Source organism: Hyalangium versicolor, from assembly GCF_020103695.1.
In the GTDB taxonomy this organism is placed as follows: domain Bacteria; phylum Myxococcota; class Myxococcia; order Myxococcales; family Myxococcaceae; genus Hyalangium; species Hyalangium versicolor.
Window position 1 is genome coordinate 499670 of the sequence record NZ_JAHXBF010000003.1, and the last position, 18959, is coordinate 518628.

At 66.7% G+C, this 18959-nt stretch carries 13 protein-coding genes; 7 read left to right on the forward strand and 6 right to left on the reverse strand.

Annotation, left to right across the window (positions count from 1 at the left end; genetic code table 11):
- Nucleotides 1–86: 86 nt before the first annotated feature.
- Nucleotides 87–683, reverse strand: coding sequence for a DNA-3-methyladenine glycosylase I (locus KY501_RS08410; RefSeq protein WP_224362154.1), 597 nt, complete (start codon nt 681–683; stop codon nt 87–89).
- A 53-nt stretch (nt 684–736) separates the two neighbouring features.
- Complete coding sequence (locus KY501_RS08415) at nt 737–1654, reverse strand: LysR family transcriptional regulator (RefSeq protein ID WP_224362155.1); 918 nt, start codon at nt 1652–1654, stop codon at nt 737–739.
- Between the two features lie 93 nt (nt 1655–1747).
- Between KY501_RS08415 and KY501_RS08420 the strand changes: the two genes are divergently transcribed.
- Nucleotides 1748–2731, forward strand: a complete 984-nt coding sequence (locus KY501_RS08420; protein ID WP_224362156.1) for an alpha/beta fold hydrolase — start codon at nt 1748–1750, stop codon at nt 2729–2731.
- 37 nt (nt 2732–2768) lie between these two features.
- Nucleotides 2769–4049, forward strand: coding sequence for an epoxide hydrolase family protein (locus KY501_RS08425; protein WP_373691569.1), 1281 nt, complete (start codon nt 2769–2771; stop codon nt 4047–4049).
- 58 nt (nt 4050–4107) lie between these two features.
- On the opposite strand, the gene KY501_RS08430 is transcribed toward KY501_RS08425, so the two are convergent.
- The 3 genes from KY501_RS08430 to KY501_RS08440 form a co-directional block, all read right to left on the reverse strand.
- The gene (locus KY501_RS08430) at nt 4108–5235 is read right to left on the reverse strand and encodes a suppressor of fused domain protein (RefSeq protein WP_309242953.1); all 1128 of its coding nucleotides are present in this window, start codon (nt 5233–5235) and stop codon (nt 4108–4110) included.
- Between the two features lie 134 nt (nt 5236–5369).
- Entirely contained in the window at nt 5370–6740 is a 1371-nt protein-coding gene (locus tag KY501_RS08435; RefSeq protein ID WP_224362157.1) for an AHH domain-containing protein, read from the reverse strand.
- 442 nt (nt 6741–7182) lie between these two features.
- Entirely contained in the window at nt 7183–7746 is a 564-nt protein-coding gene (locus KY501_RS08440; protein ID WP_224362158.1) for a TetR/AcrR family transcriptional regulator, read from the reverse strand.
- A 155-nt stretch (nt 7747–7901) separates the two neighbouring features.
- Here KY501_RS08440 and KY501_RS08445 point away from each other — a divergent pair, with 155 nt between their 5' ends.
- From KY501_RS08445 to KY501_RS08465, 5 genes are all read left to right on the forward strand, one after another.
- Nucleotides 7902–9068 carry an acyl-CoA dehydrogenase family protein gene (locus tag KY501_RS08445; RefSeq protein WP_224362159.1) on the forward strand — a complete coding sequence of 389 codons (1167 nt, stop codon included), beginning with the start codon at nt 7902–7904 and terminating at the stop codon, nt 9066–9068.
- 13 nt (nt 9069–9081) lie between these two features.
- Nucleotides 9082–9960 (forward strand): SDR family oxidoreductase, encoded by an 879-nt coding sequence (locus KY501_RS08450; RefSeq protein ID WP_224362160.1) that lies wholly within the window; start codon nt 9082–9084, stop codon nt 9958–9960.
- A gap of 1 nt (nt 9961) precedes the next feature.
- Nucleotides 9962–11578, forward strand: a complete 1617-nt coding sequence (locus KY501_RS08455; protein ID WP_224362161.1) for an acyl-CoA carboxylase subunit beta — start codon at nt 9962–9964, stop codon at nt 11576–11578.
- Between the two features lie 11 nt (nt 11579–11589).
- Complete coding sequence (locus KY501_RS08460) at nt 11590–13599, forward strand: acetyl/propionyl/methylcrotonyl-CoA carboxylase subunit alpha (RefSeq protein WP_224362162.1); 2010 nt, start codon at nt 11590–11592, stop codon at nt 13597–13599.
- A gap of 186 nt (nt 13600–13785) precedes the next feature.
- A complete protein-coding gene (locus KY501_RS08465) occupies nt 13786–16647 on the forward strand; it encodes a ligand-binding sensor domain-containing protein (protein ID WP_224362163.1) in 2862 nt (953 codons plus the stop codon).
- Between the two features lie 50 nt (nt 16648–16697).
- Here KY501_RS08465 and KY501_RS08470 read toward each other — a convergent pair whose 3' ends face one another.
- Nucleotides 16698–18920, reverse strand: coding sequence for a hypothetical protein (locus KY501_RS08470; protein WP_224362164.1), 2223 nt, complete (start codon nt 18918–18920; stop codon nt 16698–16700).
- Nucleotides 18921–18959 lie beyond the last annotated feature (39 nt).

The following is an 18959-nucleotide window of genomic DNA, read 5'->3' on the forward strand; positions in this document are numbered from 1 at the left end:
CGGCGAAGAGCGATGTCCGCAAGGTAACAGAGCTGACGTGTCGGTGGCCCGCGCTCGCGCTGCGGAACCCAGCCGGCGCTCGCGCTTCAGACCTTGCGTTCACGGCGCGCCCGGGTCCGGGGCGCGCTCTCCGTGAAGCGGCGAAAGCAGCTCTCGGCGTGGTCATTCACGATGCCCACCGCTTGCATCCAGGCATAGACGATCGTGGGACCCACGAACTTGAAGCCGCGCTTCTTGAGGTCCTTCGAGATTCGCACGGAGAGCGCTGTTTGGGCTGGGACCGTGCGGCCATCGCCTTGGAGCACCTTGCCGTCCGTGAAGGACCAGCAGAAATCCCCGAAGCTCTCGCCGCGCTGCTCCATGTCACAGTAGATGCGCGCCCCGCCGATGGTGGCCTCGATCTTGGCTCGCGAGCGGATGATGCCGGGATTCTTCAGCAGGCGCTGGATGTCGGCTTCCCTGAAGCGGGCCACCGCGTGGGGATCGAATTGAGCGAAGACTTCACGGAACGTATCCCGCTTGCGCAGGACCGTGATCCAGGCGAGCCCCGCCTGAAAGCCCTCTAGCATCAGTTGCTCCCAGAGCGCGCGTGGGTCTCGCTCTGGCACGCCCCATTCACGGTCGTGGTAATCGCGCAGCAACTCGTCGCTCGATGCCCAGCCGCAGCGTCCCCGTTGATCCATGGATTCTCCTGTCTCCTCATCTTGAAGCGGCTCGCGGGGTGAGCATCGCCCCGTCAACGAGACCAACGCCATGCGGGAGTCGACAGCTGGTCGGCAAGGAAATTCGCGAGCGCCTCGATCTTGGCCGGGCGCACGCGGGCCGTGGGCGTGACGAAGTACAGGCCGCCCTTCTGGAGCGTCCAGTCCTCCAGGATCGTCTCCAGCCTCCCATCGCGGAGGTACTCACTGGCGATGAACTCCGGCATCTCCGCGACGGCGAGGCCCGCGAGCACGGTGGGTACCAGGGCATCCGCGTTCGTGACGCGAAGCCGCCCCGTGGGCGTGATCACAGCCTCGTCTCCCTCGGCATTGGCAAGCCGCCAGGCATCGCTCTTCGCGCGATAGGCGTAACCCAGGCAGTCGCGCACGTTCAGATCGCGAGGGTGCTTTGGACGGCCATGCCGCTCGAGGTAGCTCGGTGCCGCGACGATGAAGCGAGAGACCGGGCAGAGTCGTCGCGCGACCAGGGCGGGGTCCAGGAGCACTGCGATCCGCAGTGCCGCGTCGAAGCCTTGTCCCACCAGATCCACGGTTGCATCCGAGAGGTGGAGATCGATGGATACTTCCGGATAGGCGCGGAAGAACTCTGGCAGGAGCGGTGCCACCCAGCGCAGCCCGAATGACATGGGCACCGCCAGGCGGATGAGGCCTCGTGGCCGGGCGGACAGCTCCCGCGCCGCATCCTCCACCTCCTTGGCGTCGCGATAGATGCGGCTCGCGCTTTCGGCGACCGCGCGTCCGAACGCCGTCAGTGCCAGCTTCCTCGAGGTGCGGTTGAAGAGGCGCGCTCCGAGCCGCTCCTCCAGTCGGCTGACGCCACGAGAGACCGTCGCGACAGACAGGCCCATGGCGCGTGCTGCCGCCGCGAACGAGCGCTCCTCCGCCACCTTGGCGAACATCGCCAACCCTTCGAAATCCGGCAGTTTCGACATCGACATTCCTGCAACGATGCTTTGCAGGCCTTTCTATTTCGGGAAGGTGGGGGTGTCGATACCTCTGCGGCCATCTCGCAGCAGGAACTCCCCATGAAGATCCGCACCGCACTGGCCGCTCTGACGTTCGCTTCCACGCTCTCGTTTTCCATCCTGGCCCAGGCCGCTCCGAAGCAAGGCGCGGCCGTGTCCGACGCAGCACTGGTCCGCACGCTCCCAGGCTTCGCGAATGGCGAGGCAACCGTGAACGGCGTGCGGCTCCATTACGTCGCAGGAGGGCAGGGATCGCCCGTGGTGCTCCTGCCGGGCTGGCCGGAGACCTGGTGGGCCTTCCACAAGATCATGCCCGCGCTCGCCAAGGAGCATCGGGTGATCTCGGTCGACTTGCGCGGGATGGGCAGCTCCGACAAGCCAGCGGGGGGCTACGAGAAGAAGGCGATGGCCCAGGACATCTTCGAACTGGTTCGCCAACTCGGCTACGACAAGGTCGACGTCGTCGGTCACGATATCGGCGCGCAGGTCGCGTTCAGCTTCGCGGCCAATCATCCGGAGGCGGCGCGCAAGATCGTTCTGCTGGACGTGCCACACCCGGACGCTCAGCTCGCCACCTGGCCGTTGCTTCCGGCTGTGGGCACCTTCGGCGACAAGATCGACGAAGCCCATCCCTTCGCATGGTGGTTTGCCTTCCATCAGGTGAAGGGCCTGCCCGAGCAGATCCTGGAAGGGCGCCAGCACCTCGAGCAGGAATGGTTCTTCCGCTACCTGCTCAAGGACGAGAGCGCCATCGATGCGCGTGATCGCGCGGTCTATGCCGCTGCTTATTCCAGCCGGGATGCGATCCGGGCGGGAAACGCCTGGTACCAGGCCTTTCCGCAGGACATCGTCGATGACGGGACCTACTCCAAGCTGACGATGCCGGTGCTCGCCCTGGGAGGTCCGGGCTACGGCTGGTTGAAGGCGACCCTCTCGGGCAAGGCCACGGATTTGCGAGCGATCAAGGTCGAGGGCAGCGGGCACTTCATTGCCGAAGAGAAGCCCGAGGCCACCGTCGGCTATCTCACCGACTTCCTGAAGTAGCCACCGCGGCCTTCCATCTTCAGGTACGGAGCAGCTCATGAGCGACATCGACACCCAGCCGAGCCTTTCCTCCCGCCGCCAACTGCTGCAGCTGCTGGCAGGGGCGTCAGCCGTTGCCATCGTTGGGGGCGAGATGGTCGCCGAGGCGGCGGGAGCGGCCACGGACCGAGCTACCGCCCAGGTGACTCCCTTTCGCGTCTCGATTCCCCAAGCCGCGCTCAACGATCTCAAGCGCCGGTTGGCGGCGACGCGGTGGCCCGAGCGCGAGACGGTGAACGACTGGTCACAGGGTGTCCCCCTGGCCAAGGCGCAGGCGCTGATCGCCTACTGGCGAGACCGTTATGATTGGCGGAAGTTCGAGGCGCGGCTGAATGCCTTTCCCCAGTTCCGCACCCAGATCGACGGGCTCGGCATTCACTTCCTGCACGTCAGGTCTCCCCATCCCAACGCTTTGCCCATCATCCTCACCCATGGCTGGCCCGGCTCGATCGTCGAGTTCCTGAAGATCATCGGCCCTCTGACCGAGCCCACGCGTTACGGCGGAAGGGCGGAGGATGCCTTCCACGTCGTGATCCCCTCGCTCCCGGGATTTGGCTTCTCCGACAAGCCCGCGGAGACGGGCTGGGATGTGGTGCGCATCGCGAAGGCGTGGGGTGTCCTGATGCAGCGGTTGGGGTACACGAAGTGGGTGGCTCAGGGCGGGGATTGGGGCTCGGGGGTCACCCATGCGCTGGGTCATCTCCGTCCGGAGGGGCTGGTCGCGGCGCACGTCAACTGGCCGCTCGTGTTTCCAGAGACGCTGCCGGAGGCTCCGACGCCCGAGGAGAAGGCCGCGATCGACGCCGCCGGATATTTCGCGAACGAGCAGTTCGGCTACTTCAAGGAGCAGGCCACGCGCCCGCAGACGATCGGCTATGCCCTGGCGGACTCACCGGCAGGGCAGGCGCTGTGGATCTACGAGAAGTTCCAGGCCTGGACCGACAACAAGGGCAATCCCGAGGACGCCTTGTCGATGGACGAGATGCTCGACAACATCACGCTGTACTGGCTGACCGACACGGCAGCCTCCTCGGCGCGGATCTATTGGCAGAACTCGCGGGGGAAGCCTTCTGGCTTCTCGGCGGGGCACATCGAGCTGCCCATGGCGGCGACGATCTTCCCTCGGGAACTCTACCGAGCGCCCCGGCGCTGGGCCGAGGCGGTGTGGCCCCACCTGATCTACTGGGGTGAAGTTGACAAGGGCGGGCACTTCGCCGCCTTCGAGCAGCCGACGCTGTTCGCGGACGAGCTGCGCAAGGCGTTCCGAACCATCCGGTAGGGGGAGGGAGATCTCGCATCTTCGAGGGAGCAATGCGCAGGCCGTACACGGCGCGGTATTACACCACCGGGCCTCCCCCGACGCGGGACAGGTGTCCGTGGCCCTCCTGGTCGAATCGCCGTAGCAACTCGTCCTGGCCCTGCTTGCCGTGCTCCAGGAGATAGGCCAGCTCCGTTGGCAGCAGCGCCTTGACGGTGACGAGCCGCACCTCTCCGGACGGTATGGTGAAGCTCCGGGGGAGCACACTCGGCTCCATGCCCAGCAGCACACCCACCCTGCCATCCTGGGTAACGAGCGACTGGGGCATGCCCTTGCCGGAGACCTCCATGGACATCAAGCCCGTCTTCACCTTCTCGCGCACCTGCTCGTGCTCCGCCACCTCATCCGCCACCCGCTCCATGAGCAGCAGAGGCCAGCTCTTCTCGGCCTCCTGGAGGGCCTCGTTCGTCTCCAGGGCCAACTCCAGGCCGAAACCCACGGACGGCTCCGCGCGGTCCGCGAAGAAGTCCGAGAGTCCGTCCGTCACCAGCAGGGTACGCCCACCTGGGCGATGGATGATGCGCCAGACCTGGCGTCGGGCGGGCCATGAGCCACCCACGACGATAGGGATGATGGCTTCCTCGCCCAACCGTCCGAGCGTGCGCCAGAAGGCCTCGCGGGCAGCGTCCGTCTGCTCTCGCAGCTCGATGAGTCTCCGGTTCCGTTCGCGCTCCTCCGGGCTGATGGCGCTCGGGCCAGTGACCTCCTTGAACTTCATGCCCGTGACGCCCGCGCGCTCCAGCGCTTCCTTGATGTCCTCGGAAACAATGAGCGCCACCGTCCACCCCCAGGTGCGGAAGACCTTGGCGTGACCTACCTTCGTGGGATCGATGCGCATGCCGTACACGTCCCGGTACTGCCCAACCTTCTCAGGTCTTCCATCCTCTGGCGTCCAATGCTCCACCTCCTCTGAGGCCTTGTCATCGATACACCGGACAAGCCGTGTGGCAACGAGGATGCAGAACGGGTCTGGCTGGCCTTGGATGTCCACCGGAAGAACCTGAACGTCACGTGGGGCCAGCTCGGTGAAGACGGAAGCCACCCTGACGTGAATGACCGGGATGCTGAAACCTGCAAGGGTGAAGTCGAGAGCCCTGCCCGGACGGCCGATGGGAATCTTCAATCGTCCCGGGTCTGGGACCGGCATGCCCTCTCTGAACATCCATGGGTTTTCTACCTCCCGGCCCTGTGGATCCGTGGGGTTGCCAAGATCCCACCCCCCAGAGCCCTCAACCTCTTGGGACAGCTCGAAGTACTTCATCGGGATGATGGTCCTCTCCGTCACTGCCTCCGGGTCACCAGCTTGTTGAGAGAAGTGCCCTCCGTCGAGATCTGTTTCGCCAACCGTTCGAGTTCCGCCGTCAGCGCCTTCCGGCACTGTTCGATGGTGCTACAGCCCTTGGTCGCTTCATCCAGTCGCTTGTAGATCCGCTCGTGGTACTCCTGTGGGTGGGGGCCTTGGTGGCCCTTGACGCGGACTTTGTTTGCCGGGTCGTTCAGCAACATGCCTGCCCGATCAAAAATCTTCTGGAACTTCGGCGTCCATGGACCACCACTGTGGGTGGCCTCAGTCCATTTGTCGGTGGCAATGTGATGATCATGCCCCTCCATGTCCACCGGGCTGGAAGCTGCACCGCTCAAGCTCTGGGCCGTCGTAGCGACCGCGTTGGGAGCCAGCGCGATGGTGATCGCATCGGCGGTCACGGCCACGGCCTCCACCTGCGCCACCTGGGTCAATTGGACTCCCACCCGCGCCGCGCCCGCTGCTGATGCTTGAGCTGAGCCAGGCAGCGTGGGCACCTTGGCCGAGAAGCTGGCGGCCGTCTGGCCAATGGCAGCGGTGAGCAGCAGGGCAAATGCCCGCGCAGCATTTTTCCCCATCACCTTGCCGTACTTCCTCCCGGCCTCGTGGATCGCCGCGAACGAGGTGGCGTGATCCAACTCTTCCACCATCCGCCTGAAGCCCTGGATGAGCGTCCAGAATGTGTCCACCCCGATATAGCAGACGAAGGTTGCTGTGAGGACCGTCGCCAATCCCTTGGAGAACACCGGTTCGGGCGCCAGCCACATCGCCGCGTAGATCGCCATCGTCCAGTAAAGGGACGCCTTGATCGCTTCCGGGTCGGCCATGTCCTTGAAGGACTGCATCATCTCCGGAACGATCTCTTCGATGGCGAAGGACATGGCCAGGGCGTAGCGGCCATCCCCGGTGAGGACGGGGCTGTTCATCAGCGCCTTCCGGCAATCCCCAGGCTTGCCGAGGGCCTCGCAGAACTGCAAGTACTCCTGCGTCACTCTCGCCGCCACATCGGCCCACTGTGAAGCCGGGGGCGGCGAATCCAGTGGAACAACACCTTCGCGCTGGGTGTATCGGTACCAGCCGCTGCGAGGGGGGACTTCGAACATCTCCCTCGCGGCTTTCTCAGGATTGAACGAGAGCCTCATCCGCCGGGCTTCCTTCGAGATGGCCTTGACGAACTCCTCCTCTTCCAGCTCCACCGGCTTGGATTTGCCCGTGCGGGGGAGGTGGATGAGGGGCTGGCCCTGTTCCATGTCGAGGCGAACCCCGGGCGTCGTGCTGCCGTGCGTCGTGCTGCACGTGGTGGACAGGGCCAAGAACAAGACCGCAACGGCCAGACGACGAGGAGCCATCAGACGCCCTCCAGATGAGGAGAGTTCGAGTCTAGGGAAGGGTTCCCCCAGAGGCGATGACGCCCCGGGTCCCATTCGCACCCCACCACGGGAGGGTGAAGCTGTCCGGCATCTCTCCACGATGCAACGTGGTCCGGTGAATCTCCCCTCCTTGGTGGGATAAGGGCCATGGTGGAGGCTTCGCCCCCGTACCTGTCACGCTGCGGACGAGGCGTGAGCAGTCGGGCGGGAAGGGGGTGAACGCCATGCTGAGCGCCGTGAGGAAGCTGCTGGCCTCAACACCTGGTGCTCCGCTCGTGGAGCGAGCCAGGGGAGGACGAGGAACTTTCGCCCCGGAAGAAGGCATCGAAATCCCCCGTGCAGGGCACGCCCAGGAGGACTGGCCCGTCGCCAGGGGCTTCATGTGTGTCCCCGACGGGATTCGAACCCGTGGTGGCATGGCTCACGCAGGCGTGAGCCGCGCCTCGAACACATGCGCCCAGTGGGCGAGCACCTTGCGGCGCCGGGCGCTGTCGTCGTGGAGAAGGTTCGCAAGCGCCAGGCCACGCAGGAGATCGAGCGTCGCGCGCACGGTGTCGCGGACATCCCGGTCGCGTTCGTCGAGGCCCAGCAGCTCGACCGTAAGCCGGTGCACTTCCCGGCCCACGTGCGTTTCGAGCGGGAGCAACTGCGTTTTCAGCTCCTCATCGGTGACGGCCGCCACCCACAGGTGCGTCGCGGCCCGGAAGAGTGGGCCAGTGAAGACGTCTGCGAGCAGGTTCAGCAGTGGCTCGATGCGTCGCTGGTTCTTGGGCAACTCCTTCGCGCGCCGCACGAGCTCCTCGACCTGCTGCTGGAAGACGTGCTCGACCGCGGCCGCGACGAGCTCCGCCCGCGTCGGGAAGTGGTGCTGGCAAGCACCCCGCGAGACGCCCGCCCGCTCGGCGATGGCTGAGGTCGTGGCGCCCGCCCAGCCTTGCTCCGCGAGCACCTCGATGGCGGCGGCCATCAGCTTCTGTCGCGTCACACGGCTGCGCTCCTGCTCCTGCCTCGTCGCTCCAGTCGCCGGACTGCTCATGTGGCCATCTTGTTGGGCTGCCCCGAAAAAAGCAATCACGCTTGCTTTTTTTGGATGTCGCATGAAGACTGCTCCTTACATCGGTATCGTGAGGTGGGAAGCTCATGCAGCAGACCCAGGAACACCGCGCCATCCGGCAGACCGTCCGCAAGTTCGTCGAGCAGGAACTGAACCCACACGTCGATGCATGGGAGGCCGCCGAGATCTTCCCGGCGCGCGAGGTGTTCCGGAAGCTGGGCGAGCTTGGGTTGCTCGGCATCACCAAGCCCACGGAATTCGGCGGGCTGGGGCTCGATGCATCGTTCTCGGTCGCCTTCGCCGAGGAACTTGGCCACTGCACTTGCGGCGCGCTGCCGATGTCCATCGGTGTCGTCACCGACATGGCAACCCCGGCCCTCGCTCGTTTCGGCAGCGACGCGCTGCGACGGGAGTTTCTCGCACCGACGCTCGCTGGGGAGCGCGTCTGTTCCATCGCGGTGAGCGAGCCGGGGGCGGGCTCCGACGTCGCGGGGATTACGACGAACGCACGCCGCGACGGTGACGACTACGTCATCGACGGCGGCAAGATGTGGATCACGAACGGCATGCAGGCCGACTGGATCTGCCTGCTCGCCAACACGGGCGACGGGCCGGCGCACGCGAACAAGTCGCTCATCGTCGTTCCCATGGATCGCCCCGGCATCACGAAGTCGAAGATCCGCAAGCTCGGCATGTGGGCATCCGATACGGCGCAGCTCTTCTTCGACAGTGTGCGTGTTCCGGTGCGCTTCCGTATCGGCGACGAGGGGCGCGGCTTCGCTATGCAGATGCAGCAGTTCCAGGAGGAGCGGCTCTTCGTTTCGGCAAGCACCCTCGTCACCTTCGACCGGCTCATCGAGCAGACGGCCGAGTACACGAGGCAGCGCAAGGCGTTCGGGCAAGCGATTCTCGACAACCAGAGCGTCCACTTCCGGCTCGCCGAGCTCAAGACCGAGGTCGAGGCGCTGCGAGCGCTCATCTACCGGACGGTCGAGCTGTACATCGAAAACAAAGACAACCCCGAGGTCGTGACGCTCGCTTCGATGTGCAAGCTCAAGTCGGGCCGCTTGGCTCGCGAGCTCGCCGATGGGTGCCTCCAGTACTGGGGCGGCATGGGCTTCACCTGGGACAACCCCGTCGCACGCGCCTATCGGGACCTGCGGCTGGGGTCCATCGGCGGCGGGGCCGACGAGGTGATGCTCGGCATCATCAGCAAGGCCATGGGCACGCTGCCTCGCAAGTCGCGCGGCTGAGGAGGACAACACGATGGGTTACCGATCAATCTTCGCTCCTGACGCCTTCGCGGGCCGTACGATCGTCGTCACCGGTGCCGGCAGCGGCATCGGCCGGTGCACGGCGCACGAGCTCGCGGCGCTCGGCGCGCATGTCGTCCTCGTCGGCCGCAAGGTGGACAAGCTCGCGCGTGTCGCCGGAGAGCTTGCCGCCGAGGGCCACGCGTCGACGCAACATGCCGTCGACATCCGTGACGAGGAGGGCGTGCGCGCCATGGTCTCCGCCATCGTCGAGGCGCGCGGTCGCATCGATGGGCTCGTGAACAACGCGGGCGGACAGTTTCCTGCGCCGCTCGCGATGATCTCGAAGAAGGGCTTCGAAGCGGTCGTCTCGACGAACCTCACGGGAGGTTTCATCGTCGCGCGCGAGGTCTTCACGCAGTCGATGTGCGAGCACGGCGGAGCCATCGTCAACATGCTCGCGGATGCGTGGAACGGCATGCCGGGCATGGGGCACTCGGGCGCGGCGCGCGCCGGCATGTTCAACCTGACGCAGACGGCGGCCGTCGAGTGGGCCTCTACGGGCGTCCGCGTGAATGCCGTGGCGCCGGGCTGGGTCGCTTCGAGCGGCCTCGATACCTACGAGGATCCGGCTGTCCGTGCGCTCATTCCGGATCTGCGAAAGCAGGTGCCGCTGTACCGGCTCGCGACCGAGGCCGAGGTGAGCGCCGCCATCGTGTTCCTCCTCTCCGATGCGGCGGCCTTCATTACCGGTGAGGTCATCCGGATTGATGGCGGCGCGTCCTGTAACACGAAGGTGTTCCCGCTGCCGGAGCACTCGCGCTCGAAACCTTACGAGGGGTTCCACCTCGCCGCATCGCCGCAAATCCTCGGCGACAAGAAGGAGCAGTGACGTGCCTCGGATCATTTCCCGCATCGATCCTGCTTCCGCCGCATTCTCCACGCACAGGACGGAGATGCTCGCCCGTGTCGCCGAGCTGCGCGCCATCGAGTCCAAGTCTCGCGACACCGAGCAGCAGGCCCGAGAGAAGTTTCAGCGCCGCGGACAGATCCTGCCGCGCGAGCGCCTCGCGCTGCTGCTCGACCGTGGTTCGCCCTTTCTCGAGATCTCGACACTCTGCGGCTACAAGCACCACGACGACACCGATGGTTCGCTTGCTGGCGGCAACATCATCATCGGTATCGGTTTCATCTCGGGAGTTCGTTGTCTCGTGGTCGTGAGCAACTCCGCCGTGAAGGGGGGCACCGCGACACCTTGGGGGGTCCAGAAGTCGCTCCGGGCCCAGGCTATTGCGCTCGAGAACCGGCTGCCCGTCGTGTCTCTTGTCGAGAGCGGCGGCGCGAACCTGCTCTACCAGCAGGAGATCTTCGTCCCAGGCGGCGAGACCTTCTACAACCAGGCCAGGCTGTCGGCGGCAGGCATCCCGCAGGTCACCATCGTGCACGGCTCCAGCACCGCTGGCGGGGCGTACATCCCAGGGCTCTCCGACCACGTCGTCATGGTGCGCGGCAAGGCGAAGGTGTTCCTCGCGGGGCCGCCGCTGCTGCGCGCCGCGACCGGTGAGGTGGCCACCGATGAGGATCTCGGCGGCGCCGAGATGCACGCCACCGTCGCTGGCACCGCGGACCACCTCGCCGATGACGACGCCGATGGGATCCGCATCGCTCGCGAGGTCATCGCATCACTCGGGTGGAATGACGCGCTGCCCTCGTTCGAGCGTGCCGCCTTCGAGCCGCCGCGCTATTCCGCCGACGAACTGTGTGGCGTCGTGCCCATCGACCACCGCCGGCCCTACGACTGCCGGGAGGTGATCGCGAGGATCGTCGATGGCTCGGACTTCGCGCCCTTCAAGGATGAATACGACGCCCTCACCGTTTGTGGCTGGGCGCGTGTCGAGGGCCGGCCCATTGGCATCATCGGCAACAATGGGCCCATTACGCCCAAGGGGTCGACCAAGGCGGGGCAGTTCATCCAACTCTGCTGCCAGGCGCGGACGCCGATCGTCTACCTGCAGAACACGACCGGCTACATGGTCGGTACACAGTCGGAGCAGGGCGGCATCGTGAAGCATGGCTCGAAGATGTTGCAGGCGGTGGCAAACGCGACCGTGCCGCAGGTGACCTTCCTGCTCGGCGGCTCTTTCGGCGCTGGGAACTACGGCATGTGCGGCCGTGCGTTCCATCCGCGCTTCATCTTCGCGTGGCCGAACGCGCGCACGGCGGTGATGGGCGGCGAACAGGCAGCGAAGGTGCTGTCCATCGTCTTCGGCGAGAAGGCCCGCCGCGATGGGCTGCCCGTCGATGAGGCCGCGATGAGTGAGATGACGCGGCCGCTCATCGAGCAGTTCGATCGCGAGTCGGACGCGTTCCACTGCAGCGCCCGGCTGTTCGACGACGGAGTCATCGACCCCCGGGACACGCGGCGCGTGCTCGGGTTCATCCTGTCCACCTGCGAGGAAGCCGCTCGCCGCACGCTGTCGCCGAACACCTTCGGCGTCGCCCGGCTGTAGCGAGGAATTCGATGAAGCGCATTCACAAGGTGCTGGTCGCGAACCGGGGTGAGATCGCTGTGCGCGTGCTGCGGACCTGCCGCCGCCTCGGCCTGCGCACCGTCGCTGTGTTCTCCGATGCGGACAGGGACGCGCCGCATGTGCGGCTCGCGGATGAAGCGGTGCGGCTCGGGCCTCCGCCGGCCAGGGAGTCATACCTCTCCATCGAGCGGGTGATCTCGGCGGCGAAGTCGTCCGGCGCGGACTCCATTCACCCTGGCTACGGTTTCCTCTCGGAGAACGAGCACTTCGCGCGCGCGTGCGCGGACGCCGGGCTCGTGTTCATCGGACCGCCAGCCGAGGCCATCGCGCTGATGGGAAACAAGCGACAGGCGAAGCTGCGCATGCAGGCCGCCGACGTGCCGTGCATCCCCGGCTACGAAGCGGCGCGTCCCGGCGAGTCTCTCGACGACGAGGCCCTCGTCCGCGAGGGCACGCGCATCGGGTTCCCCGTCATGGTGAAGGCGGCAGCGGGCGGCGGCGGGCGCGGCATGCGTCTCGTCCGCGACGCTGACGCGCTGCTGGGTGCCATCCGCTCCGCGCGCTCGGAGGCGACGAACGCGTTCGGCAGCGGCGAACTCATCCTCGAGCGTGCCATCGAAGGCGCGCGTCACGTCGAGGTGCAGGTCTTCGCGGACGAGCATGGGAACGCGATGCATCTCGGCGAACGCGACTGCTCGGTTCAGCGGCGGCACCAGAAGGTTGTCGAGGAGAGCCCTTCACCGGCCGTCACGCCGGAGCTCCGCGCACGCATGGGGGCTGTCGCTGTACAGGCGGTCCGTGCCATTGGCTATCGCGGTGCCGGTACGATCGAGTTCCTGCTCGCTCCGAACGGCGACTTCTTCTTCATGGAGATGAACACGCGCCTGCAAGTCGAACACCCGGTGACGGAGCTCGTGACGGGGCTCGACCTGGTCGAATGGCAGCTGCGCGTCGCCGATGGAGAGCCGCTCCCGCTGAAGCAGTCGGAACTCACCTTCCGCGGGCATGCCATCGAGGTGCGGCTGTGCGCGGAGGAGCCAGAGAACGGCTTCCTTCCGCAGACGGGACGGCTCCTCGCGTGGGTGCCGCCGACAGGGGAGGGTGTCCGCGTCGATCACGGCGCGCGCGAGGGCCAGGAGATCACTCCGTTCTACGACTCCATGCAGGCGAAGCTCATCGCGCACGGGCCTGACCGGGAGACGGCTCGCGAGCGGCTCGCGGCGGCGTTGAGAGAGCTGACGGTGTTCGGCGTCGCGACGAACAGCGCGTTCCTCCAGCGCGTCCTCGCGCACGACGCGTTCCGCTCCGGTCAGTACGATACCGGCTTTGTCCCCACGTACATGCCGCCGGAGACACTGCGCGAGCTCGGGCAGGCGTCCGCCGAGGAGCAGGCCGTCCTGGCGGCATTGTTCTTCCATGACGACGCGATGGCGCTAGCCCAACGGGAAGGCTTCGACCCGGCTCTGGCCGGCTGGAGCAGCTCCTTCGCCCTTCCGGTGCCGTTGGTGCTCAAGGAGGGGGCGTCGGAGTTTCGTGCCGTCGTCCGCCCCGTTGCGCCAGCGGAGTACGAGGTGCGCATCGGCGACACGGGCGTCACGCTCGCCCTGCGTTCGAGCGCCGCTGACCGCGTCGAGGTGGAAGTGGCCGGGAGGCGTCGGGCGGTCCGGTACCGGCGCGCAGGGGAGTCCCTGTGGTGCTCCCTCGACGAAGTCACGCGCAACGTCCGTGACGTCTCCTTCCGGCCTCCCTCCGAGCGCGAGCGCACCGGAGACGGCCGCGTCCGCGCGCCGATGGACGGCCGCATCATCCAGGTTCGCGCTCAGGCTGGAGCGGCCGTGACGAAGGGGGAGGTGCTCGTCGTCCTCGAAGCCATGAAGATGGAATCGCCGCTCGTTGCCCCCACTGACGGCGTCGTCACCGAGCTGAGCGTCACGGTCGGCGCCCAGGTGCCGGCTCGACACGTCGTTGCGGTCGTCACGCCCAAGGGCAAGGCGGATTGATTTTCGGCAAGGCACGGAAGTTCGTGCTCTGGCAGTAGTACAAACTCCACGGGGCGTCACAGTCAATTCATGGTTTGCTGGTCTGTCTGTCAGATCCGCTTGCTAGGTGTCCGTCTGCATGAACTCCGGGAATCGCCCCGCAATGGAGCGGGCGGTTCACGGCGTCTCTTGCCGAAAGGATCAGACGTGAGCCAACACCGAACGCTCATTGCCGCACTCGCCGCTTCTTCTTCCCTGATGGTTGTCGCCCCCGGCACCCCCGCCGGAGCCGCTCCCCTCGCGAAGTCTCCCTCCCAGCAGGCCCCCCACGTCCAATACGACATCCATGGACGTGAGGTTCTCGGCAGGGATGGCCGCCCGCGGAGCTACGATGAACTCCAGGCGCCTGCTCCGAAGACTCAGCAAGGTGTAGGGCCGGCGATTCAGACGGATGCCTCCGGCGGAGCCGCTCCCTCTCGAGAGTCCGTGGGGCCAGCGGTGATCTCAGGCGATCTGAGCGTCTCCCGCGAGTGGCAGCGCGCCATCTTCGGAGTGGGTATTGGCGCCACCGGCCTCTCCGTGGCGGACATCGACGCCGATGGGGACCAGGAGGTGGTCGCCGCCGCTGGCACCCATGCCTTCTGGAGCAACTCGTATTGGTACGTCGTCTCCCGCGAGGGTGCGGGCTACGCCCAGACGTGGGTCAGCCCTCCTTATCCCGCCTCCATCCAGGCCGTGCGCGTGGCCCAGGCCGATGGGGACGCTGCCCTCGAGGTGCTGGTGGCCAGCGGAAACCAGCTCCAGGTGTATGACGGGAGCACCCTCTCCGTGCAGCAGACGCTCACGCTCCCGACCAGCACTCCGGTAGGGCTGACGGTCGCTGACGTGGACGCCGACGGCTCGCGGGAGCTCGTCTTCTGCGACAGCTCCAGGCTTTACATCATGGATCTGGCCAGCGGAGCCGTGGAGTTCAATGGCGCCAGCCTGGGAGGCAAGGATCTCGCCGTGGGTCAGGTGGACGGCGACGCCGCGCTGGAGATCATCATCGCCAACGGCTCCTCCGCTGGCTACGTCGTGGACGGGCAGACCCGCGCGATCCAGTGGACGAATGCCTCGGGGTTTGGAGACATCGTCCGCGTGGGGGACATCGACAGTGATGGACTGGCGGAGATCATCGCTGGCTTCACGTGGACCACGGGCCTGCGCGTCTACCAGGGAGATATCCAGACGCTGGCCTACAGTGTCCCGGTCTCCAACCTGGGCGCTGTGCGCGTGGCGGATGTGGAAGGAGATGGCCCCCTCGAGCTGATCTATGGGGATGCGCAGTGGGGCAGTGTCCATGTTCTCAACGGCGCCACGGGCGTCCAGAAGTGGGCCCTGGCCAACCCGGAGCACGGGGTGACGGACATCGCCGTGGGGAATGTGGACGGGGACGCGGCCCGGGAGATCCTCTGGGGCGCGGGTTACAGCTCCTCCGGCGCGGATCATCTCTACGTGGCTGACGCGGTGACGCGCACCCGTGACTGGGAGAGCCAGGACATCACCGGTCCCTTCTACGCGTTGGGCGCGGGGGATGTGGACGCGGATGGGCGCACGGAGCTGCTGTATGGCAGCTTCGAGTCCGACAGCGGCTATGGCGATGGCCTCTTCTTCATCCATGACGGAGCCTCCAAGGCGCTGGAGTACCAGAGCGGCGAGCCCACCGGCTCCAACCTCACGGGCCTGTGGCGCATCCGCAGCGCCAACGTGGACTCGGATGCCCAGCAGGAGGTGTTCGTCTCCACCAGCTCCGGGTATGACGGCCTGATCATCTGCTACGACGGGCTCACCCACGCTGAGCAGTGGCGATCCGCGGGGATCTCTGGCGCCAGCATCCGGGGGATGCAGCTCGCCGATGTGGACGGGGACGGTGCGCTGGAGGTGGTGGCGTCCGTTGGTATCGAGCACACGGGCGCGCTCGGGGCCTTCGTCTACGTCTATGATGCGGCCACCGGCGCGCTGGAGTGGCAGAGCCCTGCGTTGAGCGGCTCGTGGCAGCAGCTGTCCCTGCTGCGTGTGGCCAACGTGGATGCGGACGCCGCGCAGGAGATTGTCGTCGCCGACCTTGGCGTGGGCCTGTGGATCATCGATGCGGCAACGCGGACGGTGCAGCTCACCACCGCGGATCTCGACATCACCGCGCTCGAGACGGCGGATCTCAACGGGGACCGCCGGTCCGAAGTCATCATTGGCACCGCGGCCGGTGCCCTCAAGGTCCTGGATGTGGCCACCGGTGCCGTGAGCCAGACGCTCTACACCAGCTCCGCGCAGATCAATGGTCTGGCCGTTGCTGATCTCAGCGCTGACGGCACGCCGGACTACGTCTTTGCCAGCGGGAACCAGCTGCGCCTGGTCAACGGCGCCAGCCGGACCGAGGAGTGGAGCAGCGGCGTGATCGGTGCGGATGTGGGGGCCCAGGATGGACTCTTCCTGGCGAACATCGACACGGACAGCCGCACCGAGATTGGGGTCAACACGGGCCTGACGGGCTTCATGATCTACGAGGTGGCTGCGGGCGTGGCCTCCGCTGCCTACGATGCGACTCTGCGGGTGCCGCGGTGCTCCACGCCGGGCGTGAGCTGTGACTCGGGCTTGCTGCTCCTGGGCCGCGGCACGGTGGGACCGGAGCTCAACGCGCCCAATACCCTGTTCGCCTCGTGCGCGGATGGGACCTCCGGCGCCTATCACTCGGACGAGTCGAATGACCGCCTGCGTATCGTGTCGCTGGACGGGACCCGCTTTGCACCCGGCAAGACGGTCCGCATCGAGGCGACGGTCTGGGCCTGGTCGGGTTCCGCGGCGGACGTGCTGGACCTGTACTCCGCGGCGGACGCGAACACGCCCGTGTGGCAGTACATCACCTCGGTGCCTGCGGGAGCCGGGGGGGCCCAGACGCTCACGGCGACGTACGTGCTGCCTGCGGGCAAGCTCCAGGCCATCCGCGCGCGGTTCCGCTACCAGGGCAGCCCCGCGCCCTGTGGCACGGGCCCGTACGACGACCACGACGATCTGGTCTTCGCCGTGCAGTAACGGCCTGAGCGGCCGGGCCTCCACATGAGGGGCCCGGCTCGCGGCTACCCTCAGGGGGACGCCTTCTTCCCGACGAGAGCCTCGGCCAGCCCGGCGAAGGTGGTGAAGGTCGCCTGGTGGAGGCCCAATCCCCAAAGGAAGGCCGTGGCGTATGCGCTGAAGCCTCCCCAGGTCTGATCTCCGGCCCACAGCGCCAGGACGCCCAGGAGACCCACGACGAGCGACAGGAAGCCCGAGACGGCCAGCGCGAGGCTCCACCGCCAGCGCGTCACCGACTGGAGATCCAGTGGCCTCGCCAGCACCCCGAGGCGAGCACTGCTCGAGCCTTCTGAGAGGGCGGGCACGAGAGCGGCCAGCCCCGGTCCGTTCACCTGGAGTGGCTTGAAGATGCTTCGGACCTTCACGTCGTCCAGCTCCTTCTGGAGGGTGCGGCGGATCTCCTCATACGCCGCGGCGGCTTCGACCACCCTGCCGTCCTGGGCATGGAGTGCGACTTCCTGGAGCCGGGGCTTCAGTGCTTCGAGCCGCTCCTTGCTGGCTGCCTTGGCCTCCTTGCTGATCTCGGTGCTCGCCTCCACCCGCTGTTGCAGGCTCGGAATCCCGTCGATCAGCGCGCGCGCGGCCTCGGAGAGGAACAGTCGCTGCGCCCGCGTGTACGCCTCGAAGGCCGCCTCCAGGTTGGCATTCGGTGTGCGTGCCGCCTCCAGCTCCGCCAGCACCCGCCTGCGCAGCTCCTCCCAGGCCTCCTTCGAGAACCCGAGAGGCGCATCCACGGGAAGCTGGGAGTTCAGCTGCTCCACGAGCAGCTTCAGGTAGGCGCGGCGAGCCTGCTCATAGGCTTCGAAGGCCTGAGGGAACTCATTGACGGCCAGGTGTCGCCGCGCTGTCTCGAGGTGAGGAACGACCTCCGTGTCCAGCTTGCGGCCCAGGGGCGTGTCCCGGTGCTTTTTCACCTCCGTCTCGAGCGCATCCAGGGACTTCTTCAGCTCCTCGCGCACCGACTGCACCACTTCCAGAGGCGTCTTGCCCAGTTCCTCGCGGGATTGGTCGAGCTCTTCCGCCTTCGCCTGCGCATCGAGGAGCCGTCGCTCCGCCACGCTCAGCCGGTCCAGGTGGGGTGCCTGCAGCTGGACGGGGCGCACTCCTCGGACGTAACGCCGGATCTCCACCCATACGGGCAGCAGCTCGCGCTTGCTCTTGAGCACGGCCAGGTTCGCCAGTGCTTGGGGCTGCTTCGTCGCGCCGGTCGCGATCCGTGTGTTCAGTCGATCCGCCTCGCTCAGCACGGCGGTGAGCACCTGATGCTCCAGTGGCTCGAACGGCTCCCACGCCTGGGCCTCCTGCGCGAGATCCTGCCGGAGCAGGAGCACGGACTGCTGCAGCTCCAGGCGCGGCTGGAGGCCTTGGACGACCCAGCGAAGGAACAAGGAGAGGCCCACGCCCACCGTGATGAACAGGAAGGCGACCCACCAGGGCTCCCGGAGGAACAACCGGACCTCCCTCTCCACCGCCTGCGCGCCCTCGCTCTTGAGGAGCAGCTTTCCCTGGTACTCCCCCGCGCCGGCCAGCCCCGAGAGTTCAAGCTGGAGTTCCCTGGCGGCTCCGCCCTTGAGGGTGAGCGGCTCGGGGACCGTGACCTGAACGGGTGCCTGGAACTTGACCGCCGCTCGCGAGATCCGGCTCAGGCCGACCACCACTGGTGGCTCCAGGAGGACGTCCTGACCGGAGGTCTCCTCGACTGCGAACCTCAGCGTCGCCTTGCTGGTGCCGATCGGCTCCGCTGTCGCCTCCACGGGCAACAGCTCCTTCACCATCACGGACAGGAGCTTGGGGCCGCGTGTGACGATGAAGGGCACGCTCGCAGGGGACTCTCCCTCTCCATAGAGGAGGAAGATGTCGCCGACATACGTTCCCGTCGCGGGGAGCTCCGCCCGGACCTCGAGCGCTACGCTCCCATACGCCGCCACGGAGACCGGGGTGTCCTGCCCCTTGCCTCCCAGATCCCATTGAGCCTCCCAGAGCTGGCCGGTGCTGTCCCGGAGCGGGGAGACAACGACCTTCAGGGCGGTCACGGGCGCGGCAGTCGTGGACTGGATGGTCAGCGACCGCTTCAGCGCGGGTTCATGGAGGGGCAGTTTCAGGCCCTCGATGGGATGTGCTCCCAGCAGCTCCAGTCTGGGCCTGGCCTCTGGAGCGGGCTCGGCGGTTGCCGCTGCCAGGATGAGCACGAGCAGCAACAGCCCCTCACGTCCTCGCCAGCACCCCATCTTCATCCCTTCCTCCCTGGACGGACGATAGAGTGTCTGGCGAGC